20 protein-coding genes are annotated in these 25,097 nt (G+C 58.8%); 15 read left to right on the forward strand and 5 right to left on the reverse strand.

Annotated elements, in window-relative coordinates; genetic code table 11:
- Positions 1 to 154: 154 nt before the first annotated feature.
- Positions 155 to 1,099, reverse strand: coding sequence for a PDR/VanB family oxidoreductase (locus ACR0AI_RS09100; RefSeq protein ID WP_480673800.1), 945 nt, complete (start codon positions 1,097 to 1,099; stop codon positions 155 to 157).
- Positions 1,100 to 1,354: 255 nt separating this feature from the next.
- Between ACR0AI_RS09100 and ACR0AI_RS09105 the strand changes: the two genes are divergently transcribed.
- The 5 genes from ACR0AI_RS09105 (at position 1,355) to ACR0AI_RS09125 (ending at position 7,828) form a co-directional block, all read left to right on the forward strand.
- Positions 1,355 to 2,260 carry a LysR substrate-binding domain-containing protein gene (locus ACR0AI_RS09105; RefSeq protein WP_480673798.1) on the forward strand — a complete coding sequence of 302 codons (906 nt, stop codon included), beginning with the start codon at positions 1,355 to 1,357 and terminating at the stop codon, positions 2,258 to 2,260.
- A 104-nt stretch (positions 2,261 to 2,364) separates the two neighbouring features.
- Positions 2,365 to 3,522, forward strand: a complete 1,158-nt coding sequence (locus ACR0AI_RS09110; RefSeq protein WP_480673796.1) for an aromatic ring-hydroxylating oxygenase subunit alpha — start codon at positions 2,365 to 2,367, stop codon at positions 3,520 to 3,522.
- A complete protein-coding gene (locus ACR0AI_RS09115; RefSeq protein ID WP_480673794.1) occupies positions 3,519 to 4,970 on the forward strand; it encodes an aldehyde dehydrogenase family protein in 1,452 nt (483 codons plus the stop codon). The genes ACR0AI_RS09110 and ACR0AI_RS09115 overlap by 4 nt, the downstream gene beginning before the upstream one ends.
- 2 nt (positions 4,971 to 4,972) lie before the next feature.
- The gene (locus tag ACR0AI_RS09120) at positions 4,973 to 5,212 is read left to right on the forward strand and encodes a hypothetical protein (RefSeq protein ID WP_480673792.1); all 240 of its coding nucleotides are present in this window, start codon (positions 4,973 to 4,975) and stop codon (positions 5,210 to 5,212) included.
- A 195-nt stretch (positions 5,213 to 5,407) separates the two neighbouring features.
- Positions 5,408 to 7,828 carry a GcvT family protein gene (locus ACR0AI_RS09125; RefSeq protein ID WP_480673790.1) on the forward strand — a complete coding sequence of 807 codons (2,421 nt, stop codon included), beginning with the start codon at positions 5,408 to 5,410 and terminating at the stop codon, positions 7,826 to 7,828.
- 377 nt (positions 7,829 to 8,205) lie between these two features.
- Here the strand turns inward: ACR0AI_RS09125 and ACR0AI_RS09130 are convergent, their stop codons facing one another.
- From ACR0AI_RS09130 to ACR0AI_RS09145, 4 genes are all read right to left on the reverse strand, one after another.
- Positions 8,206 to 10,419 carry an NADP-dependent isocitrate dehydrogenase gene (locus ACR0AI_RS09130; RefSeq protein WP_480673788.1) on the reverse strand — a complete coding sequence of 738 codons (2,214 nt, stop codon included), beginning with the start codon at positions 10,417 to 10,419 and terminating at the stop codon, positions 8,206 to 8,208.
- A 222-nt stretch (positions 10,420 to 10,641) separates the two neighbouring features.
- Complete coding sequence (locus ACR0AI_RS09135) at positions 10,642 to 11,673, reverse strand: trans-3-hydroxy-L-proline dehydratase (RefSeq protein ID WP_480673786.1); 1,032 nt, start codon at positions 11,671 to 11,673, stop codon at positions 10,642 to 10,644.
- Between the two features lie 123 nt (positions 11,674 to 11,796).
- On the reverse strand, positions 11,797 to 12,855 hold the full coding sequence (locus ACR0AI_RS09140) for an ABC transporter ATP-binding protein (RefSeq protein WP_209250735.1): 1,059 nt from the start codon (positions 12,853 to 12,855) through the stop codon (positions 11,797 to 11,799).
- Complete coding sequence (locus ACR0AI_RS09145; protein ID WP_170767812.1) at positions 12,852 to 13,658, reverse strand: IclR family transcriptional regulator; 807 nt, start codon at positions 13,656 to 13,658, stop codon at positions 12,852 to 12,854. The genes ACR0AI_RS09140 and ACR0AI_RS09145 overlap by 4 nt, the downstream gene beginning before the upstream one ends.
- A 149-nt stretch (positions 13,659 to 13,807) precedes the next feature.
- On the opposite strand from ACR0AI_RS09145, the gene ACR0AI_RS09150 reads away from it, so the two are divergent.
- The 10 genes from ACR0AI_RS09150 (at position 13,808) to ACR0AI_RS09195 (ending at position 25,095) form a co-directional block, all read left to right on the forward strand.
- Positions 13,808 to 15,067, forward strand: a complete 1,260-nt coding sequence (locus tag ACR0AI_RS09150; protein WP_170377456.1) for an ABC transporter substrate-binding protein — start codon at positions 13,808 to 13,810, stop codon at positions 15,065 to 15,067.
- Positions 15,068 to 15,159: 92 nt separating this feature from the next.
- Complete coding sequence (locus ACR0AI_RS09155; RefSeq protein ID WP_170555117.1) at positions 15,160 to 16,083, forward strand: carbohydrate ABC transporter permease; 924 nt, start codon at positions 15,160 to 15,162, stop codon at positions 16,081 to 16,083.
- Between the two features lies 1 nt (position 16,084).
- The gene (locus ACR0AI_RS09160; protein WP_170377452.1) at positions 16,085 to 16,933 is read left to right on the forward strand and encodes a carbohydrate ABC transporter permease; all 849 of its coding nucleotides are present in this window, start codon (positions 16,085 to 16,087) and stop codon (positions 16,931 to 16,933) included.
- A gap of 22 nt (positions 16,934 to 16,955) precedes the next feature.
- Complete coding sequence (gene melA, locus ACR0AI_RS09165; protein ID WP_170640068.1) at positions 16,956 to 18,296, forward strand: alpha-glucosidase/alpha-galactosidase; 1,341 nt, start codon at positions 16,956 to 16,958, stop codon at positions 18,294 to 18,296.
- A gap of 55 nt (positions 18,297 to 18,351) precedes the next feature.
- Complete coding sequence (locus ACR0AI_RS09170) at positions 18,352 to 20,061, forward strand: IlvD/Edd family dehydratase (RefSeq protein ID WP_480673782.1); 1,710 nt, start codon at positions 18,352 to 18,354, stop codon at positions 20,059 to 20,061.
- Positions 20,061 to 20,825 (forward strand): SDR family NAD(P)-dependent oxidoreductase, encoded by a 765-nt coding sequence (locus tag ACR0AI_RS09175; RefSeq protein ID WP_480673780.1) that lies wholly within the window; start codon positions 20,061 to 20,063, stop codon positions 20,823 to 20,825. Before ACR0AI_RS09170 ends, ACR0AI_RS09175 begins: the two co-directional genes overlap by 1 nt.
- A gap of 4 nt (positions 20,826 to 20,829) precedes the next feature.
- A complete protein-coding gene (locus tag ACR0AI_RS09180; protein ID WP_480673778.1) occupies positions 20,830 to 21,723 on the forward strand; it encodes a 2-dehydro-3-deoxygalactonokinase in 894 nt (297 codons plus the stop codon).
- On the forward strand, positions 21,720 to 22,325 hold the full coding sequence (locus ACR0AI_RS09185; protein WP_170377442.1) for a 2-dehydro-3-deoxy-6-phosphogalactonate aldolase: 606 nt from the start codon (positions 21,720 to 21,722) through the stop codon (positions 22,323 to 22,325). The genes ACR0AI_RS09180 and ACR0AI_RS09185 overlap by 4 nt, the downstream gene beginning before the upstream one ends.
- A complete protein-coding gene (locus ACR0AI_RS09190; RefSeq protein ID WP_480673775.1) occupies positions 22,322 to 23,182 on the forward strand; it encodes an SMP-30/gluconolactonase/LRE family protein in 861 nt (286 codons plus the stop codon). The genes ACR0AI_RS09185 and ACR0AI_RS09190 overlap by 4 nt, the downstream gene beginning before the upstream one ends.
- Entirely contained in the window at positions 23,179 to 25,095 is a 1,917-nt protein-coding gene (locus ACR0AI_RS09195; RefSeq protein WP_480673773.1) for a beta-galactosidase, read from the forward strand. Before ACR0AI_RS09190 ends, ACR0AI_RS09195 begins: the two co-directional genes overlap by 4 nt.
- The last annotated feature ends 2 nt before the right edge of the window (positions 25,096 to 25,097 follow it).

Genomic DNA, 25,097 nt, shown 5'->3' on the forward strand with positions numbered 1-25,097 from the left:
ATCGGAACGCTGTTATTCTCATAAAAACCGCTATCCGCGGTCTTAATGTCCAAATCCGTAAACGGTTCTTTAATCGACATCAATTTCCTCCCATTTTCATGTTTCTTGTAGACATTGCACGCCGGAAAATCCGGTTTGCTGTCAGCCTATCTTCTTAAAGCGCCAAGACGAGACGGTCCGATTTTGCCCTGGATACACAGGTGCATAGAAAGCTGTTCGAGGCTTGCTCCTCGGGTGTCAGTATGCCGTCCCGGTGATCCACCTCACCTTGGACGACATCCACCATGCACGACCCGCACAGACCTTCGGAGCAACCGAAATCCACGTGAACCCCGTTAGTTCTGAGCACGTCGAGAATGGTTTCATTCTTCGACACCTTGTAGACGGCTCCCGTCGACTGGACTTCGACTTCAAAGCTGTCGTTGGGCGCGTGCTCGATTTCGGAAGCAGCCGCAAAACGCTCAAAGTGGATGGCCCCACCGCGCAGAGCGCTACCAGACTCGAGGACCGCGTTCAGCATCGGTTCCGGGCCGCAAGTGTAGACATCAGCGCCCATCGGCATGGATTGCATAACAGCGGTCAAATCGAACTGCCCGTCTGTATCGTCGCAATGCAGGTGGTACCACTCATCCAGACCCAAAGCGCGAAACTTGTCATCCATCGCGGCAAGGTCCTTGGATCGAACCAAGTAATAGACCCGGAAATCCTGACCTCGGTTCAGCAGCTCACGCGCCATCGCGACCATCGGGGTGGCACCAATACCACCCGCGATAAGGGTCACGTGGCGATCATGGCTTTCAAGCTTGAAGTGGTTGCGCGGGCCTCCGATGGCGACCTCTGCACCCACTTCCAAGGCATGCATGGCCAGCGACCCCCCGCGACCACCATCCTCGCGCTTGACGGCGACGTTCAGGGTGCGCCCGTCCTGACTCCAACTCCAGAGCGAATACTGACGCACCAGATCGTCACCAAGGTGGATATCCACGTGCGCGCCGGGTTCAAGTCCGGTGAAACGCCCCTGTTCGATTTCGAAACAGAAATCCGAAGTGTCCGAGCTGAGTTCAGTTTTCCGGATCAGACGCGCTTTCTGAGTGTTCATCGGGCTACTCATCTTATCTTGCGCCGAAAAAACCGCAGAAAGGCGGTCGTTGTGTCGGCCTTGGTGTTGACTACTACCTGGCTTGGGTCGGGGCGCGCCTCGGAAGGAGGGCAAAGAACTGCAATACCGCCTTTAGAGAAAGGCGGAACTTCATCGGGCGGTAAACTGCAGAAAAAAAGAAAGTTTTCAATTGCAATATTTTTCGCACTCAGGTGAAGGTAGCTCAATCAAAAACCTCAGAGCCACGTATCCCTCATGTCGCGACGCCACTACAATCTACCTCCGCTTGCCTCGCTTTCTGCCTTCGAGGCTGCCGCCCGGCACCTCAGTTTCAAGGTAGCTGCAAGCGAATTGTCCGTCACGCCCGGCGCTGTCAGTCATCAGATCAAAGCGCTGGAGACCGAGCTGGCATCCCCGCTTTTCATACGTAAACATCGCGGCGTTGAACTGACCGAGGATGGCGCCGCGCTGCTAGAGGCACTGGGAAGCTCTTTCCAGAAAATCTCGAAAATTCTTGAGCAGATTCGCAATGGGGATTCCGACAATCATGTCACCGTGGGGTCCACAACAGCAGTTGCCGCCTTGTGGCTTTCCCCGTCGGTCATTCGGTTTTGGCAGGACTATCCGCACGTAAAAGTGAACCAAATGGCTGAGGATACGTATTTCGCAGATCGCTCTGACGTAGACTTTTTCATTCGATACGGCAAAGACCCGAACGCCTCTCTGCCGCATACCAAGCTGTACCGGGATATCCTGACACCCGTTTGCAGCCCAGAACTGGCGGAAGACCTCAAAGGGGCTAGCCTCAGGGACCTGACAGAACACCGCCTGATTCACCTTGCAACAAAACACAGCAACTGGACCACATGGACGGATTGGTTTCAGGCGTTAGGCTTTAATGAGAGTATTCAGACTCAGGCAAGTGTCAGCAGCTATGCGCTGGCCCTGCAGGTTGCCAGAAAGGGCGCTGGAGTCGCCCTCGGCTGGAAGCGTTTGCTAAAACCCATGCTGGATTCCGGGAAACTTGTGGCTTTAGAGGCATTCAGCATACCTGCGCCGCATAATTTCTATCTGGTTGAACGGGAAAACGACAGCCTGCCAGAAGGGGCACTGGCCTTGAAGGAATGGCTGCTGAATGAGCTACAGGAGAATTCAGTTTAGCTCCGCTCATCTAGCGGTTAGGATTTTTAGTATTGAATGCAGGGCCTCCGCGCTGCCAATGGAGACCCAGAAAAACGCCAATTCAAAAGTCTTAGGAGTGACCGATGAACAAGCATGCACCGCTTTCGTCTGTTCTGACCCCGGTAAACACAGCAAAGGGGCTGCCGAACGCGCATTATATCGACCCTGAAGTGTTTGCCGAAGAACGCGACTCGGTCCTGTTTGCGAACTGGTCCGGGATCGGATTCGGCAAGGACATCCCCGAGGCAGGCGATGCCTATCCGATTGATTTCCTTGGTATGCCCCTGCTGATGGTCCGTGATCGCGACGGTCAGATTGGCGTGTTCCAGAACACCTGCCGCCACCGTGGCATGATCCTGGTCGACAAACCTCAGAAAATCCGCGGCGCGATCCGTTGCCCCTATCACAGCTGGTGCTACGGCCTGAATGGTGAGCTGCGCACTGCCCCTCATGTCGGTGGCCCCGGTCAGAATACCCACGAAGATCTGGATTTCTCGGAACTGGGTCTGATCCGCATCCGCTCCTACGTCTGGCGCGACGTGATCTTTGTGAACGTCGACGGCAACGCCCCCGAGTTCGAAGAAGTTCACGGCGAGCTGATGGAGCGCTGGAAAGAGTTCGAACAGCCTATGTATCACGGCGGCGCTGGCGCGTCGGTCCGGCTTGAGCTGGATTCGAACTGGAAATTGGCGGTCGAAAACTTCTGCGAAAGCTACCACCTGCCCTGGGTTCACCCAGGTCTGAACAGCTATTCCCGTCTGGAAGACCATTACAACATCAACGAGCTGGGCAAATACTCGGGTCAGGGCACCCTTGTATATCGTCAATTCGAAGGGGAAGACGGCTCGAAACTGGCGGACTTTGATGGCCTGAGCGAAAAGTGGCACGAAGGCGCGGAATACATCGTGGTCTACCCCAACACCCTGCTGGGTGTTCAGCGTGACCACGGTTTTGCCTTCATCATCGACCCAATCAATCATGAGCGGTCGAACGAGCGGATTGAGCTGTACTATGCTCAGAAACCCGAAGACAGCCCCGAACATGAAGGCCTGCGCGCGCAAAACGCGGCGCTTTGGAAAACCGTGTTTGAAGAGGACGTCTTCGTCGTCGAAGGCATGCAGAAAGGCCGCCATGGCATCAAATTTGACGGTGGTCGCTTCTCGCCTGCAATGGACGGCCCCACCCATTGCTTCCACCACTGGGTCGCAACGCAGATCGAAAAGGCACGCGCGGAGGCATGACCACTTTTCTGAACGACGGCTTGGCCAGGAATTTCCTGGCCGGGTCGTGGGTGGAGGGCGACAAGGGCGCCTCCATCGCGGTGGAAGATCCCGGCAATCAGGATCACGTGGCGGACTGCGCACAAGCCAGTGAGGCATCGCTGGCTCAGGCGCTCGAAACCGCACGCGCATCATTCGATCGCGGTGATCTGGCAGACATGAACCCGGCCGAGCGTGGCCGCCTGCTGATCCGCATCGCGCAGGAAATCCGCAACCTCGCGGATGAAGGGGCCGACTTGCTGTGCCGTGAAAGCGGCAAAACACTGGACGCGGCCCGGGATGAGTTCATCGAGGCGGCTCAGTATTTCGAATATTACGGCGGCGTCGCGGACAAGATCGAAGGCAAGTCGATCCCTCTGGGTCCCGACTATGCTGATTTCACCGTATTCGAACCCTACGGCGTGTCGGCGCAGATCGTTCCGTGGAACTTCCCTGTTTCTATCGCCGGTCGATCGCTCGCGCCGTCTATGGCGGCGGGAAACTCGACCATCATCAAATCGCCCGAGCTGGACCCGCTTGCGCTGGCGATGCTAGGCACCGCGCTGGAACGCGCCGAGGTGCCTGCCGGTGCGGTGTCGATCCTGAACGGTATCGGCTCAGATCTGGGCGCCAAACTGGTGGCGAGTTCGCAGGTGGATCAGATCGTCTTCACCGGATCGGTGTCGACAGGCCAGCATATCCTGCGCTCGGCTGCCGACAACGTGGTGCCGTCGCTGATGGAGCTTGGCGGCAAATCCGCCGCTGTCGCCTTTGACGACGCGGATCTGGATACGCTGATGTCTAGCCTTCAAAGCGGTATTTTCTACAATGCCGGTCAGGTTTGCTCTGCCATGGCCCGCGTGCTGGTGCATCGCTCGATCTACGATCAGGCCGTGGAACGTGCGGCTGCGCTGGCCAATGGCCTAAGCGTCGGTCACGGGCTTGAGAACCCCGATCATACGCCGGTCGTGTCCAGCCTGCAGCTGCAGCGCGTGGAAGAGATCACCTCGAACGCCCGTCAGGACGGTGCGCGGGTCGCAGCCGGTGGTGCGCGACTGGATCGCGAAGGGTATTTCATGGCTCCGACCATTCTGGCCGATGTCGACTCCGCCAGCCGCGTCGCGCAGGAGGAGGTCTTTGGCCCCGTCACCTGCTTCACGCCCTTCGATACCGAAGAAGAAGCCGTCGCCATGGCCAATGGCACCGAATTCGGTTTGGTCGCGGGCATCTTCACGCGTGATCTCGCCCGCGCCCATCGGGTGGCGCGCAAATTGCGGGCAGGTCAGGTTTTTGTCAACGAATGGTTCGCCGGAGGTGTCTCGACCCCGTTCGGTGGCGTCGGCAAATCCGGCTTCGGTCGCGAAAAGGGGCTCGAGGCACTCTACAACTATGTTCGCACCAAAAACATCGCCATTTCGCTAAAGGGATAGCCATGGATCGCGAAGCCTTAGACCGTGAACTGCTAGAGGCACATGCCAATTGCGACCAAGAGGCGCTTGTGCGCCTATATACGATTGCCGCCGACGAACGAGAGCTGGCCCAGGACATTGATGCCGCCTGTTTCTATCTAACTCACGCCTTCGTCTTTGCACTTGATTCCGGCCACCCGGAGGCAAGCAATCTGAACAAACGGCTGGCTGACTATGGCCGCGCCCACAGACTGGAGTTCTGAGCAATGTCGGCAAAGTCTAAGTGAATCTGTACGCGGCACCCGGCGGTGCCCCGTATCCCCAAGAAGTGAATGCAGGCTGCATCTCTGGTCAAACAGGGTGCTCAGTTGACGCGTTTAGAACAGTTATGGGTCTGAATCGCCATATTCTTAACGAAAGACCGGTTCTGACATGACACAGCAAATCAGGAAGATTAAATGCGCGAAGAAGCACAGGCGGTAGTAATCGGCGGCGGGGTGATCGGTTGCTCGATCCTCTACCATTTGGCCAAATTGGGATGGTCCGATGTGGTCCTGCTGGAGCGGGATGAGTTGACCTCCGGCTCAACCTGGCATGCGGCAGCCAACATTCACGGTCTGCATGACAGCACCAATATCAGCCGCATCCAGCACTATACGATGAACCTCTATAACTCGCTGGAGGAAGAAACCGGCCAAAGCTGCGGTGTCTTCCAGCCCGGCTCGCTGTATCTGGCTCAGACAGAAGAGCGGGAACATCAACTGAAGCTGCAGGCGGCCAAAGCCAAGCTCTATGGCATGAATTTCTATGAGATCAGCATTGAAGAGGCGCAAAAGCTGAACCCGCTGGTCAACTACGAAGGCATCCGTTGCGTGATGTTCGAACCCGATGGCGGCAATGTCGACCCGTCGGGCGTGACCAACGCCTACGCGGTCGGTGCCCGCCAACGCGGGGCCGAGATCCATCGCTTCACCCCCGTCACCGCGACCGAACAGCAGGAAGACGGCACCTGGATCGTCAAAACGCCCAAAGGTGACATCAAAACGCCTTGGGTCGTGAACGCAGCGGGCCTCTGGGGTCGCGAGGTCGCGAAGCTGGCTGGCATCGAGTTGCCGCTGCAGCCCACCGAACACCAGTATTTCGTGACCGAGGCAATGTCTGACGTCGAAGGTCACGGCACCCGCCTGCCCTCTGTATCGGACCGCGATGGCGAGTACTATCTGCGTCAGGAAGGCAATGGCCTGCTCGTTGGGGCCTATGAGAAGGACATGAAATTCTGGGCCGAGGAAGGCACTCCGCTGGACTTCGCCCATGACCTCTTCCCCGACGATCTGGAGCGGATCGAAGAGAACATGATGAACGCGATCGAACGCCTGCCCGCTGTGGGAGAGGCTGGGATCAAGCGCGTCATCAACGGCCCGATGATCTGGTCTCCGGACTCTAACGTGCTGATGGGGCCAGTACCCGAGGTGGATGGTTATTTCTGCTGCAACGGCATCATCCCCGGCTTCTCGCAGTCGGGCGGCATGGGCCTAATGGCGGCGCAGTGGATCATCGAAGGGGAAACCCAATACGATATGTTCGCCTGGGACATGGCGCGCTTTGACACCTGGGCCACCAAGGAATTCACCAAGGCCAAGGTGCAGGACCAATACGCGCACCGTTTCGCCATTCACTTCCCGAACGAAGAACGCAGCGCAGGCCGCCCCGCCCGCGTGCGCCCCATCTACGAGACGCAGAAAGCCATGGGCGCTGTCTTTGGCCTGAATGTCGGTTGGGAACACCCGCTGTGGTTCGCTGATGAGCCGGGTGTCGTGGATACAAACGGCTTCACTCGTCAAAACTGGTGGGCCCCGGTTGGTAAAGAATGCAAAATGCTGCGCGAGCGTGCGGGGATCATCGACATCTCGAACTTCGCCAAATACATCTGCAAAGGCCCCGGCGCTGCGGATTGGCTGAATGCTGTCTTCGCCAACAACATGCCCAAGGCGATCGGCCGGTCCTGCCTAACCCCGCTGATCTCAAAACGCGGTGGCATTGCGGGGGACTTCACCGTCACCCGCGTGGCCGAGGATGAATTCTGGGTCATCGGATCGGGCATGGCCGAACGTTATCACAAGCGCTTCTTCAAACAGGTCCCTCTGCCCGACGGCACAACATTTGAAAGCCACACCGAAGCCATGTGCGGCTTCAACATCGCCGGTCCGAAATCGCGTGAGATCCTGCAGCGGCTGACCAACACGTCGCTGGCGAATGAGGATTTCCCCTTCATGCGCTCGGCCAGGATCGAGCTGGCAGGTGTTGAACTTCTGGCCCTGCGTGTCTCCTTCACAGGAGATCTGGGGTGGGAGCTGCATTGCAAGACCGAAGATCAGGCGCGCCTATACGATGCTCTGCTTGAGGCGGGCAAAGAGTTCGGCGCAGGCCCGGTTGGCAGCCGTGCCCTGATGTCGATGCGCGTCGAAAAGGGCTATGGCTCGTGGAGCCGTGAATACAGCCCCGAATACTGGCCGCATGAGGTGGGTCTGGACCGTCTGTGCAAGTTCGAGAAGGACTTCCTCAACAAGGACGCCGCCCAGAAAGTGCGGGAAACTCCTGCACGTGAACAGCTTGTTCTGCTGCATCTGGATGAGGCAGATGTGACGGCCTCCAACGCGGACGCCACTGGCGGTGAGCCGATCTTCAAGGACGGCGAAGGCATCGGTCGCGTCACCTCGGGCACCTATGGCTATACCGTGGGTATGTCGCTGGCCTTGGGTTACGTCAAAAACGCGCAACCCGGAGACGAGGTTGAAGTGATGGTTCTGGGTCAGCCTCACAAAGCCACCATCCTGCACGAGCCGCCCTTTGACGCAGCGGGCAAAGTCCTTCGGGGATAAACATCGAACAATCACGTTTAAGCCAGTCCTTCGTGGGGCTGGCTTTTTCATTTCTGCACTAATGTCGCGTGGCACTGCAAAGGCGCGTTCGATCCAGCCGTGTAAAAGCAGATTTCAGACAAGCAAATGGCCAGCACCCCAAATGCTGGCCATTTTTTGAGTGAGTGATAGGCCCGAAGGCCCCACCGGTGAATCTCTTGTCTTGGACAAGTTATCAAGCGGGGACGGATCAGTGTATTGGGGGAATCCCGTAGATCATGCAGTTTTAGTCATGTCTTGCGGGAAAAGTTTCGCAACAGTCTGAAGTAAAAGGAAAAACTGGTCGGGTTTCCGCACCAGTGGGAAAGACCCGCGCCAGTAAGGCGCGGGTCGTTTTCTTAGCCGATGATGGCGTTCAGCGTCGCACTCGGACGCATCACAGCAGCGGTCTTGGCAGGGTCTGTGTGGTAGTATCCACCTAGATCGGCAGCCCCACCCTGGGCCGAGGCAAGCTCACCCAGAATCTGCTCCTCCTTGTCGGCCAGAGCAGTTGCAAGCGGCGCAAATTCAGTTGCCAGTTCCGCATCATCCGACTGCGCGGCCAGAGCTTCGGCCCAATAGCGTGCGAACCAGTAGTGGCTGTCACGGTTGTCCGGCTGACCAACCTTCCGGCTGGGGGATCGGTTGTTGTCCAGAATGCCCTGCGTTGCCGCCTCGGCCGCAGCACCCAGAACACCCGCCTTGGCGTTGCCCTTGCTGTCGGCGAGGAAGTTCAGGGATTCACCCAGCGCACAGAACTCACCCATGGAATCCCAACGCAGGTGGTTTTCTTCAACCAGCTGCTGCACATGCTTCGGAGCGGAGCCGCCTGCGCCGGTCTCGAACAGACCACCGCCGTTCATCAGTTTGACGATCGACAGCATCTTGGCCGAGGTGCCCAGTTCGAGGATCGGGAACAAGTCAGTCAGATAATCGCGCAGCACGTTGCCGGTGATGGCGATGCTGTCATTTCCGGCGGTGATGGTCTCCAGCGATTGGCGGGTTGCCTCACGCGGAGCCATGATCAGGAATTTGTCTGCAACACCAGCCGCTTCCAGTGCGGGCTTAACATATTGGATCAACTCGGCATCATGGGCACGGTTTGCGTCCAGCCAGAAGATCGCCTCGGATCCGGTGAGGCGTTGACGATCCATCGCCAGTTGGACCCAGTTCTCGATTGGCGCTTTCTTTACAGTGCAGGCTCGCCAGATGTCTCCGGCCTCGACCTCATGAGAATGCAGCGTTTCGCCGTTGGCCAGAACAACGCGGATTGTGCCATCTGCAGGTGCCTGGAACGTGGTCGGGTGCGAGCCGTACTCTTCGGCCTTTTGAGCCATCAGGCCAACGTTGGCCACCGCACCGGCAGTGGCCGGGTTCAGCGCGCCATTGGCTTTGAAGAAGTTTATGGATTCGTCATAGACCGACGCATAGCAGCGATCGGGGATCACGCAATTGGTGTCGCCTTTGGCTCCTGTCTCATCCCAGCCTTTGCCGCCAGCGCGGATGACGGCGGGCATGGAGGCGTCGATGATCACATCGGACGGGACGTGCAGGTTGGTAATGCCACGGTCCGAGTCGACCATATACATCGACGGACGGTCACCCTTGAGCGCGTCGATGGCAGCCACGATGTCGGCATTGTCTTTCACGCGGTCCAGCAGATCCCCCAGACCCGAGTTCGGGTTGACACCCAGCGCCTCCAGCTCGGCGCCAAATTTTTCGAACACAGGGGCCAACCACGCGCGCACGGCGTAACCGAAGATGATCGGGTCGCTGACCTTCATCATCGTCGCTTTCATGTGCAGCGAGAACATGGTGCCGTCTTTCTTGGTGTCCTCGATGGCATCGGCCAAGAAGGACGACAGCGCTTTGACCGACATGAAGGTCGCATCCGCAACGGTGCCCTCCTCCAGCGGCCAGCCGTCTTTCAACACGGTCACGCTGCCATCTTTGCCGACAAATTCGATCTTCGCGTCACCGGCTTGTGCTACGGTGATCGTCGCCGATTTCTCATTGGCATAGAAATCATTGCCCGACATCGAGGACACTTTGGTCTTGCTGTCCGACACCCATTCCCCCATCGAATGAGGGTTCTTCTGGGCGTAGTTCTTCACCGCGCGCGCCGCGCGGCGGTCGCTGTTGCCTTCGCGCAGAACCGGGTTCACCGCCGAGCCTTTGATCGCGTCATAGCGGGCACGGATCGCCTTTTCTTCGTCGCTCGAAGGCTCTTCGGGGTAGTTGGGGATGTCGTAGCCCTGCGATTGCAGCTCTTCGATTGCGGCCACAAGCTGAGGAACCGAGGCCGAGATGTTGGGCAGTTTGATTACGTTGGCGTCGGGCGTTTTCACCAGATCGCCCAATGCGGCAAGATCATCTGTGATGCGTTGCGCGTCGGTCAGCTTTTCTGGGAAGGTCGAAATGATGCGGCCTGCAAGCGAAATATCCTTGGTGCCAACGCTGACACCCGCCGCCGAGGCGAATTTGCGAATGATGGGCAGGAATGACGCGCTGGCCAGTTCAGGCGCTTCGTCTACAATGGTATACAATATGTCGAAGTTCGATTTATCTGCCATATTCTTTCACCTTTTTTAAGCCTTTAAGGGGCAATCGCTGCATGAGTTCGGGCCGCTTTATTGCGGCGCAGGAGGGGCGCGAATGACATAACACCCCTGAGTGACTCTGATTTGACAGGGCTTCCCTTAAATCAGGTTTGCGTTGGGATCAATCGTCTACTGGGGGCGCAAATTGCCACGGTTGGGGAAAAACACGCCAACGGGCCTATGATTGCGTGCCTTTCAGCGCCCAACGCCCCAGGTATCACTTAGCCGATACCCGCCGGGCCATGGGTCATCCGGGTCTAGCATGTGCTGATGAACGCCGGTGATCCAACCTCGGCCACTGATCACGGGGATGATGGCCGCGCGGTGCCCGACCTTGGTTTCCTCGACAATCCGGCCGGTGAAACGCGATCCGATGATTGATACGGCCTCTAAGGATTGACCGACCTTCATCTGGCCCTTCGCGGCCATCAGGGCCATGCGCGCCGAGACCGCCGTTCCGGTTGGCGAGCGGTCGACTTTGCCGGGCTGGATCGCGACGGCGGATTTCCCTGTGAGTCCGGTTTCGGTTGTCTTCAAAGGCCCGCAAAACGCGCAGAAAGAGATATGATCCCAAGCCGCGTTTTGCGGGTGGGTAAAGCCAAGCTGATCATTGGCGGCATTGGTAATGGCAACGCCCAGACGGGCAATGTCACGGGCCTCGGCCTCGACAATTTCGAACCCCAAGGCCTTGGCATCAACCACCACGAAACTATCCCCTCCATAGGCCGTATCCACGGTAAGGGTGCCCACGCCCGGCACCTCCAGGGGGACCGCGATCTTGTCGGCAAAACTTGGCAGGTTTTGCACATAGATACGCTGGGCTTTACCATCCCGACACTCTGCCCGGACCCGTACCAAACCGCCGGGAGCCTCGAGTGTCATATGCGTTTCCGGCTCTTGCATGGGAATGATGCCGCTGTCCAAAAGGACAGTGGAGACACAGATCGAGTTTGACCCCGACATAGGCGGCGTGTCCTCCGGCTCCATGATAATGAACGCCGCATCCGCCTGCGGATGTTTCGGAGGGACCAGCAGGTTGACATGGCGAAAGACGCCGCCTCGGGGTTCATTCAGCACGAAATTGCGCAAGTTCTGATCCTGCGCAATGAATGTGCGTTGATCCCACAGGGTTTCTCCGGGTGGTGGTTGCACGCCACCGACGATGACGTCGCCCACCTCGCCTTCCGCATGGGCCGAGATCACGTGGACGGTTTTGACGCTGCGCATGGGGCCTCTCTACTCGAAATGAGTCGGGCCGACTGGCCTCGTGTGGGCCAGTTCAGAGGACGACCCCGTTTCGGTCAAGCCTAAACCTGCGCTCAAAACACCCCGGTTGAACTTGAATCGCTGCTACCTAAACCGAACGCCAGTCTCAGGGTCGAACACCATGGCACGTTCGGGTTGGACCGTGATCCCGATCTTCTCGCCTGTAGTGCTGCGTTGGTCATCCCGTTCTTCAACGATCAGCTTGTCGCCATTCGGGGTCAGAAGATAGGAATAGGACACGCCCCCAAGCGCCTCGGTCAAATCAACGGTGCAGGTGTCGGCACTGCGGTCGATCTGGATGTGTTCGGGCCGCATGCCAAGGGTCACCTTGTTTACCCCAGCCGGAACTTGGGCCGATACCGGCAACGGTTGACCAAGGGCCGGATGCGTGACGTGGCCGTCTGCATAGTCGCAGTCGAGAAAGTTCATCGCTGGCGAGCCGATGAAGCCCGCCACAAAGCGATTGTCCGGATCGCGGTACAGGTCCATCGGCGCGCCCACCTGCTCAATCCGGCCATCGCGCAACACGACGATTTTGTCGGCCATTGTCATCGCTTCGACCTGATCGTGGGTCACATAGATCATGGTAGCGCCAATCTCCTGATGGAGGCGCGCGATTTCGACCCGCATCTCCACCCGAAGCTCGGCATCGAGATTGGAGAGCGGTTCGTCGAATAGGAACACTTCGGGGCCGCGCACAATCGCACGCCCGATGGCAACTCGCTGACGTTGACCACCGGACAGGGCCTTGGGCTTGCGTTTCAGGTATTGATCCAGTTTCAGAATGCTGGAGGCGTCCTGAACCTTCTGGTCGATCTCTGCCTTGGGAACGCCGTTCATGCGCAGGCCAAAACCCATATTCTCGGCGACCGTCATATGCGGGTACAAAGCGTAGGTCTGGAACACCATCGCCACGCCGCGTTTTGCCGGATCCATGTGGGTCACTTCGCGCGCGCCAATATGAATTTGGCCTTCCGATGTTTCCTCGAGCCCTGCAATCATTCGCAGCAGCGTGGACTTGCCGCAGCCCGAGGGGCCGACGAACACACAGAATTCACCATCTTCGATTTCCAGATCAATCCCGTGGATCACCTGAGTCTGGCCGTAGCGTTTGATCGCCTGATTGAGCGTTACACCTGTCATGTCGATTGCATCCTGTTGTTCTGTCCATTCGGGCGGGTTTCAGGGAACCGCCAAGCCTGCGCCTCGGTCGCGATCTGGTCGGCAACGCGCCGCACCCGAGGGACCCAAGCCTCTAGTTGATTGAAATCCATCCGCCCGGTTGAACCGGTCACGGAAATTGCGCCCAAAACGCGCCCACCGGAAGTCAGAACCGGACAGGCTACGCAGATAATGCCGGGCTCATGTTCTTCATCGTCGATCGCGTAGCCGCGTCTGCGAATCAGTTCCAGATCCGCCCGCAACGCCGCCTCGGAGGTCAGCGTCTTGTCCGTGAAACGGTGATAGCTTTGCTGGGATACGGCGCGATCCAATGCGGGCCCATCCAGAAACGCCATCATCGCTTTTCCGACGCCCGTGCAATAGGCCGGGCCGACTTTGCCGGCTTGAGAATACATCTCTACCGGTTGGGCCGCGTTGCGTTTGTCGACATACAGAACCTGATTGGAATCCAGCTGCGCCAAATGCACCGTTTCGCCCGTCTCGGAGCTGAGCGTATCCAGAAACGGCCGCGCAATAGGGGCCAGAGAGCTTTGCGTCCACGCCGTATGCGCCAGACGGACCAGCCGGAGACCCGGCGAATAGGTCTGGCGGTCTGGCTCATAGGCCAGCATGCCCTGATTGGTCAGCGATTGCAGAAAGCGATAGAGCGTCGCTTTGGGAAAGCTGCTGCTCTCCAGCAGTTCCGCGAACCGCACCGGGCGCTCGAACGAGGCCACGTGCTCCAGCACATCGCATGCTTTGCCTATTGTTCCGTCACCAGCCACGGGTGTGTGTTCTCCTCCGTTTGACCCCCGTTCAACCACAGTGTTTGCACGAGGGTCTTGACAAGACTAGCCGAGTCGATGTGTAGTTTTCAATATATAAAACACGGTTTCATTATTTGGAACTAAAATGGAAGCTAAGGGAGGACACCATGCATTCCATGTTCAAGCGCACCGCTGCCGCACTGGCGGCGAGTGTGGCACTAGCTGCACCCGTTGCCGCCGAACTAACCGGCGAACTGCGCATCTTTCTTGACACCTCAAACCCGGCGCCACGTGCGACGATGGAAGCGATGATCGAACAGTTTCAGGCTCAGCACCCGGATCTGGCCATCGAAACCACAGTGATCGACCGCGAGGCGTATAAGACGCAGATCCGCAACTTCCTGACGGCTGACACGCCGGATGTTGCGACATGGTATGCCGCAAACCGCATGAAGCCTTATGTTGAGGCGGGTCTGTTCGAAGACGTTTCGGACCTGTGGGCCGAGCCTGAGATCGCCGAAAACCTGGCCTCGACCAAAGGCGCGATGACCCTCGATGGCAAGCAGTGGGGCGTGCCCTATACCTACTATCAGTGGGGTGTCTACTACCGCAAAGACATCTTTGACGAACTGGGCTTGACCGAGCCGACCACCTGGGAAGAAGAGCTGGCGAACTGCCAGAAGATCATCGATTCGGGCCGTGCCTGCTATACCATCGGGACCAAGTTCCTGTGGACCGCCGGCGGCTGGTTCGACTATCTGAACATGCGCACCAACGGGTTCGACTTCCACAACCAGCTCGCCAATGGCGAAATCAGCTGGGAAGACGACCGGGTCAAGCAGACCTTCGCCAACTGGAAACAGCTGGTCGACATGGGCGCCTTCATCGACAACCACCAGACCTATAGCTGGCAGGAAGCCCTGCCCTTCATGGTGAACGGAGACGCCGCCGCCTATCTGATGGGCAACTTCGCTGTTGCACCTCTGCGCGAAGCGGGTCTGAGCGACGATCAGCTGGACTTCTACCAGTTCGTCGCGATCAACCCCGATGTTGAACTGGCCGAGGATGCGCCGACCGATACGTTCCACATCCCGGCCAACGCGTCGAACAAGGAAGCCGCGCGCGAGTTCCTGCGCTTCGTCGTGTCTCCGGACGTTCAGACCGAAATCAACAACGGTTCCAACCTGGGCCAGCTTCCGGTCAACGCGCAATCCTCGGTGGATGACGACAAGTTCCTGCAGCAAGGGTTCACCATGCTGTCCTCGAACAGCCCCGGTGGTGTCGCACAGTTCTGGGATCGTGACGCACCAGCTGAAATGGCCAAGGTCTCGATGGAAGGCTTCCAGGAATTCATGGTCAAGCCCGACAATCTGGACAAAATTCTGGCCAAGCTGGAACGCGCTCGTAGCCGTATCTACGACAACTGATCTGGCAGAGGCCGGGTAAACTCCCGGCCTACGCCTTCTTCAAATGCAAGGCAGGCTTCAACCCGCCTTAGCCCCCAGATCCGAGATAGCCCATGTCAGCCGTCGACACACCGGAACAGGAAAGCTGGTTCCATCGCAACCAACAACGCATCGCGCCTTGGCTCTTCCTTGCGCCGGGCCTGTTGTTCTTCATGGTCTATGTGATCATCCCGGTCTTTCAGTCCTTCAACCTGTCACTCTACGAATGGGATGGGCTTGGCGCCGCAGAATATGTAGGGTTCCGCAACTACGAGGACCTGTACTGGGAGTGGGTTGACCGCGACGCGTTCTACATCTCACTCAAGAACAACCTGATCTGGTTGATCCTGTATTTGGCAGCGATCCCGGCGGGCCTGTTCATCGCCCTGTTCCTGAACCAGACGGTCTGGGGCATTCGACTCTACAAGTCTCTATTTTTCTTTCCGTTCGTGATCTCTCAAGTCGTTGTCGGGCTGGTTTTCACATGGTTCTACGATCCGACATTCGGGCTACTGAACGAATTCCTCAGTTTCTTTGGTCTTGGCCCGCTGAATGTGCTGGGAGATGAAAAACTGGTCACTTACGGCATCATCGTCGCTGGCCTGTGGCCGCAGACGGCCTATTGCATGATCCTGTATCTCACCGGCCTGAACGCCGTGGACCCTGAACAGATCGAGGCCGGACGTCTGGACGGTGCAAAAGGCGGGCGGATGTTGTGGCACATCATCCTGCCGCAACTGCGCCCGGCGACGTTTATCGCCTTTGTCGTGACGATCATTGGCGCGCTGCGGTCCTTCGACCTGATCTCGATCATGACGCAAGGTGGGCCGTTCGGGTCGTCCCGCGTGCTGGCCTACTACATGTTCGAGGTAGCCCTGTCCGAATACGGTTTCCGCATGGGATATGGTGCCGCTATTGCCGTGATCCTTTTCCTCATCATGCTCTGCTTCATCGCCTACTTCCTGTGGTCGATGTACCGCGAAGAAAGGGGGCACTGAGATGTTTCCCAAACCCATCGAAAAACAACCCCGCGCGGCGCAGATCACCTATCAGGCCATGCTGCCCATTGCCCTGCTGCTATGGCTCGGCCCCTTGCTTGCTGTCGCCTTGTTCTCAATCAAGCCCGAAGCAGATTTCACCAACGCAAACTACTGGGGCCTGCCCTCCCGGTTTGAGGGCGCGGTCAACTATGGACAGGTCTTTTTCAACTCGGATATGCCTCGATATCTGCTGAACTCGTTCATGATCACCATTCCAACGGTGATCGGAGCGGTTGCGCTCAGCTGCATGACTGGGTTCGCACTGGGGATCTACAAGTTCAAGTCGAACCTATGGATCTTCTTCATGTTCGTGGCGGGCAACTTTGTCCCGTTCCAGATCCTCATGGTTCCAGTCCGCGACCTGACTTTGGAGCTTGGCCTCTACAATACCAAAACCGGGCTGGTCCTGTTCCACATCGCGTTCCAGACCGGGTTCTGCACGCTGTTCATGCGCAACTTTATCCGCGCGCTGCCTTTCGAACTGATCGAAGCCGCTCGGGTCGAAGGCATCAGCGAGGTCCGTATCTTCTGGTACGTGGTCCTGCCCCTGATGAAACCCGCCATCGCGGCGCTGAGCGTGTTGATCTTCACCTTCATCTGGAACGACTATTTCTGGGCCGTTGTCCTGACCCAAGGGGCTGAAAGTCAGCCTGTGACGGCCGGAATCACCAGCTTCAACGCGCAGTACCGCGCGGCATATCAACTGATGAGCGCGGGTTCCCTCGTTGCCGCCTTGCCGCCCGTGGCCATGTTCTTCCTGATGCAGAAACACTTCATCGCGGGTTTGACCCTTGGAGCTGTTAAATAACGCCAAACGAGAGTTTTGCAAAATGACCAAAATCACCTTTATCGGCGCGGGTTCCACGATCTTCATGCGCAATATCGTGGGCGATGCGCTGCTGACCCCTGCGCTTGCCGACAGCCATTTCGCGCTGATGGATATCGACCCGCAGCGTCTGGCCGAAAGCGAAACCGTAGCGCGGGCCATGATCCGTTCGGTCGGCACCGGAGCAACGGTGACCACCCACACCGACCGCCGCGCGGCGTTGGAGGGGGCTGATTTCGTCATCACTGCCTTTCAGGTCGGCGGGTACGAACCCTGCACGGTGACGGATTTTGAGATCCCCAAGCAATACGGGTTGCGCCAGACCATCGCAGACACGCTCGGGATCGGAGGGATCATGCGCGGGCTGCGCACCGTTCCGGTACTGTGGGGCGTGGCTCAGGATATGATGCAGCTCTGCCCGAATGCGACGCTTTTGCAATATGTGAACCCGATGGCCATCAATACCTGGGCTTTGGCCGAGCAATTCCCGGACCTGAAACATGTCGGCCTATGCCATTCGGTACAGAATACGGTCGAAGAACTTGCCCATGATCTGGACCTGCCCAAGGATGAGATCCGCTACAAGGTCGCAGGCGTGAACCACGTGGCCTTCTTCCTTCGGCTGGATCATCAGGGCCGCGACCTCTACCCCGCCTTACGCCGGGGCTATGCGCATGGTGCTCTGCCGAAACCACCTCTGTTGATGCCGCGCTGCCCCAACAAGGTTCGGTATGAGGTGATGGACCACTTAGGCTATTTCTGCACCGAGAGCTCGGAACATCTGGCAGAATATGTGCCGTGGTTCATCAAGGACGGTCGGCAAGACCTGATTGAACAGTTCTCGATTCCGCTGGATGAATACCCAACCCGCTGTGTCGAGCAGGTCGCGGATTGGAAAGAACAGGCTAAGACACTTACAGACGGGCGCGATGTCTCGGTTATTCGCAGCCACGAATTCGCGGCGGACCTGATGAACGCCGTCGTCACGGACACGCCCTATACGGCCTATGGAAACCTGCCCAATACGGGTCAGATCCCGCAATTGCCCTTGGGCGCTGCGGTGGAAACCCCGTGTCTGGTCGATTCAAACGGCGTTCAGCCCTCGGTCGTTACCGACATCCCGCCGCAGTTGGTGGCGCTGATGCGCACCCAAATCAACGTGCAAGAGCTAACCGTCAGGGCGCTGACCGAGCAAAACGCCGAATACATCTACCATGCTGCCATGATGGACCCGCACACTGCTGCGGAACTGGACCTGCGGCAAATCCGCAGCCTTGTCACGGACCTTCTGACCGCGCATTCGGACTGGCTGCCCGACTGGTGCCGCCCACTTCGCGCCGCATGATCTTCAATTCATCACGAACCTCAATTCCAGCCTCAGCCAAAGAACCAAAGCCAGAATGACAAAGAAACGCCGCTCATCTCATTGGTACGGAAAGCTCGACAAAGACGGGTTCATCCACCGTTCCTGGATGAAAAACCAAGGCTTCCCTGACCACGCCTTTGACGGGCGCCCCATCATTGGCATCTGCAACACGTGGTCTGAACTGACGCCCTGCAACTCGGGCTTGCGAGATCTGGCCGAAGGCGTGAAGCGCGGTGTGTGGGAGGCTGGGGGCTTCCCGGTCGAATTCCCGGTCATGTCGCTGGGCGAGACCCAGATGAAGCCCACCGCCATGCTGTTCCGCAATCTGCTGGCCATGGATGTTGAGGAATCCATCCGCGCCTACGGCATTGACGGCGTTGTTCTGCTGGGCGGATGTGACAAGACTACGCCGGGGCAGCTGATGGGCGCGGCCTCGGTCGATCTGCCCTCGATCGTGGTAAGTTCCGGGCCGATGCTGAACGGCAAGTTCAAGGGCAAGGATATCGGATCGGGCACCGATGTCTGGAAGTTCTCTGAAGAAGTCCGCGCGGGTGAGATGACGCTGCAGGATTTCATGAACGCTGAATCCGGCATGTCACGCAGCGCCGGAGTTTGTATGACGATGGGTACGGCCTCAACCATGGCCTCGCTGGTTGAAGCCATGGGAATGTCGCTGCCAACCAACGCCGCCCTGCCCGCCGTTGACGCCCGCCGCATGGCGCTGGCACACCTGACCGGCAAGCGGATTGTCGAGATGGTGGACGAAGACCTCAAACCCTCTGACATCCTGACCAAAGAAGCCTTCGAGAATGCCATTCTAGCCAATGCCGCCGTGGGCGGCTCGACCAACGCCGTGGTTCACCTGCTGGCGCTGGCAGGTCGGGTTGGTGTGGATCTGACGCTAAAGGACTTTGAAATCGGCTCCGAGATTCCCCTGTTGGTCAACTGCATGCCGTCTGGCACATACTTGATGGAGGATTTCTGCTACGCGGGCGGCGTGCCTGTGGTTTTGAATGAACTCAAGTCCTTCTTGCGCCCTGCCAAGACAGTTCTGAACAAAGATATCTCGGCTCACTACGACGGGGCAGAATGCTACAACCCCGATGTGATCCGCCCCTTCGATGACCCGGTGAAACCCGCTGCCGGCCTGCGCGTTCTGCGCGGCAACCTTGCGCCGAACGGGGCGATCGTAAAACCTTCGGCAGCAACGGATGAACTGCTGGAAACCGAGGCCGAAGCCTTTGTTTTCGAAAACATCGAAGACCTGAAGGCCAATATCGACCGCGAAGACCTGCCTGTGACGCCCGAGACCATTGTGGTCCTCAAAGGGTGCGGACCCAAGGGCTATCCCGGCATGCCCGAGGTCGGCAACATGCCGATCCCTGCCAAGCTGGTGAAAGAGGGCGTACGCGACATGATCCGCATCTCAGACGCGCGCATGTCCGGCACAGCCTTCGGTACTGTCATCCTGCATGTCAGCCCTGAGGCGCAGGCCGGAGGAACCTTGGCGCTGGTCAAGACCGGCGACCGCATCCGCGTGTCGGCCAGCAAGGGAGAGCTTGAGCTGCTGGTCGATCAGGCGGAACTCGACACCCGCCGAGCAGCCTGGCAGCCGGAGGCACCGCATTACACGCGCGGCTACGCCCGACTTTACATCGACCACGTACTGCAAGCCGATCAGGGCGCTGACCTTGATTTCCTTGTCGGCAAAGACACACGCCTCGTTACAAGAGAGAGCCACTAATGGACCAACCTGCTGTATTCCAGGACCTGCAAGGGGCCTCAGTCTATATCACCGGCGGCGGCTCGGGCGTTGGCGCTTCGCTGACCGACGGGTTCATGGCGCAAGGGGCCAACGTGGCCTTTATCGGCCGCTCGGACGCAAGCGCCTTCGTGGAAGAAATGCGTGCAAAACACGGTCGTGCGCCCCTGTTCATGCAAGGCGATATGACCGACACGGAACTGTTGCACGCCACAATGCAGAAGGCCGCCGAGGCCCATGGACCGATCAAAGTGCTCGTCAATAACGCCGCCAACGATCAGCGCCACTCACTGGATGAGACGACCTCTGAATTCTGGGACTGGATGATCGAGGTGAACCTCAAAGCCTATTATTTCGCCTGTCAGGAAGCCGCGCGGCAGATGGAGAATGGCGGCTCGATCATCAATTTCAGCTCGATCAGCTACATGATGGGCAACGCGGGCTATCCGATCTACACGACATCTAACGCGGGTATCACCGGGATGACCCGCTCGCTGGCGCGCGAGCTTGGACCGAAACGCATCCGCGTCAACGCACTGGCCCCCGGTTGGGTTCTGACGCAAAAACAGATGGACATGTGGGCCACGCCCGAAGATTTGGCGGCACATTTGGATCGCCAATGCCTTAAAGAACATCTAAAGCCCGACGACATGATCGGACCCACCTTGTTTCTGGCCTCGGACGCCAGCCGCGCCATGACCGGACAATGCATGGTTGCTGATGGTGGCGTCGTGGTAACGGGGTAGAACGATGAAACCAGAATGGATCGCAGCGGACTGGGGCACCTCGCACTTGCGCGTCTGGGCGATGGAGGGGTCGACCCCTATTGACCACGCCCAGTCAGACATGGGCATGGCGCGCGTCTCCAAAGGCGGGTTTGAGGACGCCCTGTTGGCATTGATCGAGGGCTGGTTGAACAATGCCCCTGTCGATGTCGTCGCCTGCGGCATGGTCGGCGCCCGTCAGGGATGGGTTGAAGCACCCTATGCTGCTGTTCCAACCCCGCCTGTGCAGGGCGTTCCGATCCGCGTGCCCGCCACCGACCCTCGGATCCGTGCTTTTGTCGTGCCTGGTTTGAAACAGGTGTCCCCGCCGGATGTGATGCGCGGCGAAGAAACGCAGATCGCGGGATTTCTGGATACGCACCCCAACTGGGATGGGGTAATCTGCTTGCCCGGCACTCACACAAAATGGGTGCAGGTCAGCGCGAACGAGGTCGTCAGCTTCCGCACATTCATGACCGGAGAACTGTTCGACCTGCTGAGCGGTCAATCGGTCCTTCGACACTCGGTACGCGAAGGTTGGGATGAGGCCGCATTTGCTGAGGCTGTCGAAGATACTCTGTCCAAACCCGAACAGCTTGCCGCCCGCCTGTTCAGCCTGCGTGCTGCAGATCTGCTGCACGGGCAGGATGGCAGCACGGCCCGCGCGCGTCTGTCCGGGCTATTGATTGGGGCCGAACTTGCGGCCTCACGCCCCTATTGGCTGGGTCAGCAGATCGCGATCATCGGGGCCGAGGGGCTATCGGCCGCCTACGCGCAAGCGCTGCAACCGCAAGGCGCGTTTGTCGAGATGGCCGACGCCACCACATCCACTCTGGCCGGGTTGAACAAAGCCCGCAATATGACAAGAGAAACCGTATGAGCCGCCCTATCATTGCCATTCTACGAGGGTTGACCCCCTCGCACGCCGAGAAAGTCGGTCGACTTCTGATCGAAACCGGGATCGACCGGATCGAGGTGCCGCTGAACTCACCGGATCCTCTTGAGAGCATCGGGATTCTGGTCGAGGCTTTCGGCGATCGCGCCCTAATCGGCGCGGGCACGGTGTTGACACCCGAACAGGTTGAGGCCGTACGGGATGTGGGCGGCAAGCTGATTGTCTCGCCCAATGCCGATCCTGATGTGATCCGGCGTAGCCGTGAACTGGGGCTGCAATCCTGGCCGGGCATCTTCACCCCGACCGAGGCCTTTTCGGCCCTCAAAGCGGGTGCAACCGGTTTGAAGCTGTTCCCCGGTTCCTTGGCAGGCCCCGCAGGTCTGTCTGCTTTGCGGGCGGTCTTGCCAGAAGGCACGCAGGTCTTCGCGGTTGGCGGCGCGGGCACAGACAACTTCGACGAATGGATCGCAGCCAGCGCGGACGGGTTCGGCATCGGGTCGGCACTGTTCAAGCCCGACATGGAGATCGCGGAAATCTCGGAACGAGCCATCCGGATCGTAGCCGCCTATGACGAGGCCGTTGCATGAGCGTCACTTTCGACGACCGCCCGTGTATGCTGGGCGAAGGCCCCCTCTGGCATCCCGAGCGGAAGCTGTTGTTCTGGTTCGACATCCTCGGCAAACGCCTTCTGACCCGTGAAGGCGAGGCGCAGAAAAGCTGGGATTTCGACGAATATGTCTCGGCCGCAGGCTGGGTGGACCGTGATACTTTGCTGATGGCCTCGGAAAGCGGTTTGTGGAGATTTTCGCTCACAACGGGTGAGAAATCACTGGTTGCCCCGCTCGAGGCTGACAATCCTGTCACCCGCTCGAATGATGGCCGCGCCGATCCGTGGGGCGGGTTCTGGATCGGGACGATGGGCAAAAGCGCGGAACCTGGTGCTGGTTCAATCTACCGGTACTACAAGGGCGAGTTGCGCCGTCTGGTGCCGGGTATCACCATCTCAAACGCGATCTGTTTCGCTCCGGACCGGTCCTCCGCTTACTACGCAGACACTGCGACACGACAGGTAATGCGGTGGGGTCTGAACGCCGAAACCGGCTGGCCCGAAGGAGAGCTTTCGGTCTTTCTGGATCTAAACGAAGACGGTTTGAACCCGGATGGCGCGGTGGTTGATACCGCCGGGAACGTTTGGATCGCTCAATGGGGGGCGAGCCGGGTCGCGGCCTATGATCCGGCGGGCCAGTTCCTGCGCGCAGTCGCGGTAGACGCCGCCCATACATCCTGCCCCGCCTTTGGCGGAGACGACCTGACAACACTATTCTGCACGACGGCCCGCGAAGGGCTGAGCACTGAGACGCTTGAAACACAACCCACGAACGGAATGACCTTTGCCGAACCGCACGCAGGCCAGGGTCAACCGGAACACAGAGTCCTTCTATGACCCCCGAACTAGGCGTTTGCTACTACCCCGAACACTGGCCCGAGGCTGTTTGGGCCGAAGATGCCGTGCGCATGGTCGAAACGGGCCTGAGCTGGGTGCGCATCGGCGAATTCGCCTGGAGCAGGTTGGAACCCTCGCCTGAAGATCTGCAATTCGACTGGCTGGATCGTGCGGTCGAGGTATTGGGATCGGCCGGTTTGAAGGTGGTTATGGGGACACCCACAGCGACACCTCCGCGCTGGATGCTGGACAAACACCCCGATATGCTGGCCGTCGACGCCCAAGGTCAGCCGCGTAAATTCGGGTCACGTCGGCACTATTGCTTCAGCCATGCGGGCTATGTCGACGAGTGCGTTCGCATCGCTCGGATCTTTGGCGAGCGCTACGGCCACAATCCGCATGTGGCGGCTTGGCAAATCGACAATGAATATGGCTGCCACGACACCACGATCAGCTACAGCCCCCCTGCGCTAGCGGCGTTTCGGCTGTGGTTGGCGGATCAATATGGCAGCATCGACGCCCTGAACGATGCTTGGGGCAATGTGTTCTGGTCGATGGAATACGACCACTTTGACCAGATCGACCTGCCAAACCTGACCGTGACTGAGCCGAACCCGGCCCATGTTCTGGCCTTCCGACGCTTTAGTTCAGACCAGGTGGTGGCGCTTAACAAGGCACAGGCCGATGTGTTGCGCCCACTGACTGATGCGCCGCTGTCGCATAACTACATGGGACGTGTGCTTGAGTTCGACCATTTCGATGTTGGTACGGACCTCGATATCGCCACTTGGGATAGCTATCCGATCGGCTTCTTGTCCGACCGACTGGAAGATGACGCCGAACACAAGGCCAAATTCCTGCAACAGGGCGATCCGGACATGCAGGGCTTTCACCATGACCTCTATCGCGCGGTTGGCCGTGGTCGTTGGTGGGTGATGGAGCAACAACCCGGCCCGGTGAACTGGGCTCCGTACAACCCAGCCCCCCTGCCCGGCATGGTCCGGCTGTGGTCACTTGAGGCCGTGGCCCATGGGGCCGAGGTGGTGAGCTATTTCCGCTGGCGCCAAGCGCCGTTTGCGCAGGAACAGATGCACGCCGGATTGCTGACACCAGACAGCCGCGCGGCCCCCGGTCTGGCCGAGGCACGCCAGACGGCGGAGGAATTGAAGGCCATCGGTCCGGTGCACCAGAAACAGGCGCAGGTTGCGATCCTGTTCGACTATGCCTCGGATTGGGCGTGGACCGCGCAGCCGCAGGGCGCAGGATTTGACTATTTCCGGCTGGTATTCTCGACCTATCGCGCTCTGCGTCGGGCCGGGCTGTCGGTGGACATTGTTTCACCTCAGGACCTGCCGAAAGGCTATGCAGTGATCCTTGCGCCAGGTCTGGCCACAATCGACGCCGAGTTGGAAACACGTTTGGCAGAGGCCTGCGAGCTTGCCATACTTGGTCCGCGCAGCGGCGCAATCACCCGCGATTTCCAGATCCCTCTGTCAGGTCGCCCCGGGCTTGATGCGGTCGATTGCCATGTCGATCTGGTTGAAACCCTGCCGCCGAGTGTCAAACGCCCGGTCGTGGGGGGCGGAGCGGCGCAGCACTGGATCGATCGTCTGTCCGGAGACGGCGCGGACCTCTTGCGATTTGAAGATGGGACTCCGGCCGTGAAAACGGGGGACGGTGTTTGGTATCTGGCGGGTTTCCCCGACGAGGCGCTCTGGGATCGTCTCATCGGATTGGCGGCGCAACACACCGGTCTAACCCTGCAGCCGATGCCCAAGGGCTTGCGACGTCGGGAAACGGCCGAGCATACGTTCCTGATTAACTACAATGCCGATCCGGTTGAATGGAACGGGCACTCTATTGCGGGCTGCGACGTTGTGATTCTAGAAAACAGTGCGTCCTTGGAGGGCTAAAA

It is taken from the genome of Ruegeria sp. BG3 (assembly GCF_056538485.1).

Bases quoted from the DNA above. Each gene is read 5' to 3' on its own strand.
- ACR0AI_RS09100 (WP_480673800.1), bottom strand. From the start codon at position 1,099: ATGAACACTCAGAAAGCGCGTCTGATCCGGAAAACTGAACTCAGCTCG.
- ACR0AI_RS09105 (WP_480673798.1), top strand. From the start codon at position 1,355: ATGTCGCGACGCCACTACAATCTACCTCCGCTTGCCTCGCTTTCTGCC.
- ACR0AI_RS09110 (WP_480673796.1), top strand. From the start codon at position 2,365: ATGAACAAGCATGCACCGCTTTCGTCTGTTCTGACCCCGGTAAACACA.
- ACR0AI_RS09115 (WP_480673794.1), top strand. From the start codon at position 3,519: ATGACCACTTTTCTGAACGACGGCTTGGCCAGGAATTTCCTGGCCGGG.
- ACR0AI_RS09120 (WP_480673792.1), top strand. From the start codon at position 4,973: ATGGATCGCGAAGCCTTAGACCGTGAACTGCTAGAGGCACATGCCAAT.
- ACR0AI_RS09125 (WP_480673790.1), top strand. From the start codon at position 5,408: ATGCGCGAAGAAGCACAGGCGGTAGTAATCGGCGGCGGGGTGATCGGT.
- ACR0AI_RS09130 (WP_480673788.1), bottom strand. From the start codon at position 10,419: ATGGCAGATAAATCGAACTTCGACATATTGTATACCATTGTAGACGAA.
- ACR0AI_RS09135 (WP_480673786.1), bottom strand. From the start codon at position 11,673: ATGCGCAGCGTCAAAACCGTCCACGTGATCTCGGCCCATGCGGAAGGC.
- ACR0AI_RS09140 (WP_209250735.1), bottom strand. From the start codon at position 12,855: ATGACAGGTGTAACGCTCAATCAGGCGATCAAACGCTACGGCCAGACT.
- ACR0AI_RS09150 (WP_170377456.1), top strand. From the start codon at position 13,808: ATGCATTCCATGTTCAAGCGCACCGCTGCCGCACTGGCGGCGAGTGTG.
- ACR0AI_RS09155 (WP_170555117.1), top strand. From the start codon at position 15,160: ATGTCAGCCGTCGACACACCGGAACAGGAAAGCTGGTTCCATCGCAAC.
- ACR0AI_RS09160 (WP_170377452.1), top strand. From the start codon at position 16,085: ATGTTTCCCAAACCCATCGAAAAACAACCCCGCGCGGCGCAGATCACC.
- melA (WP_170640068.1), top strand. From the start codon at position 16,956: ATGACCAAAATCACCTTTATCGGCGCGGGTTCCACGATCTTCATGCGC.
- ACR0AI_RS09170 (WP_480673782.1), top strand. From the start codon at position 18,352: ATGACAAAGAAACGCCGCTCATCTCATTGGTACGGAAAGCTCGACAAA.
- ACR0AI_RS09175 (WP_480673780.1), top strand. From the start codon at position 20,061: ATGGACCAACCTGCTGTATTCCAGGACCTGCAAGGGGCCTCAGTCTAT.
- ACR0AI_RS09180 (WP_480673778.1), top strand. From the start codon at position 20,830: ATGAAACCAGAATGGATCGCAGCGGACTGGGGCACCTCGCACTTGCGC.
- ACR0AI_RS09185 (WP_170377442.1), top strand. From the start codon at position 21,720: ATGAGCCGCCCTATCATTGCCATTCTACGAGGGTTGACCCCCTCGCAC.
- ACR0AI_RS09190 (WP_480673775.1), top strand. From the start codon at position 22,322: ATGAGCGTCACTTTCGACGACCGCCCGTGTATGCTGGGCGAAGGCCCC.
- ACR0AI_RS09195 (WP_480673773.1), top strand. From the start codon at position 23,179: ATGACCCCCGAACTAGGCGTTTGCTACTACCCCGAACACTGGCCCGAG.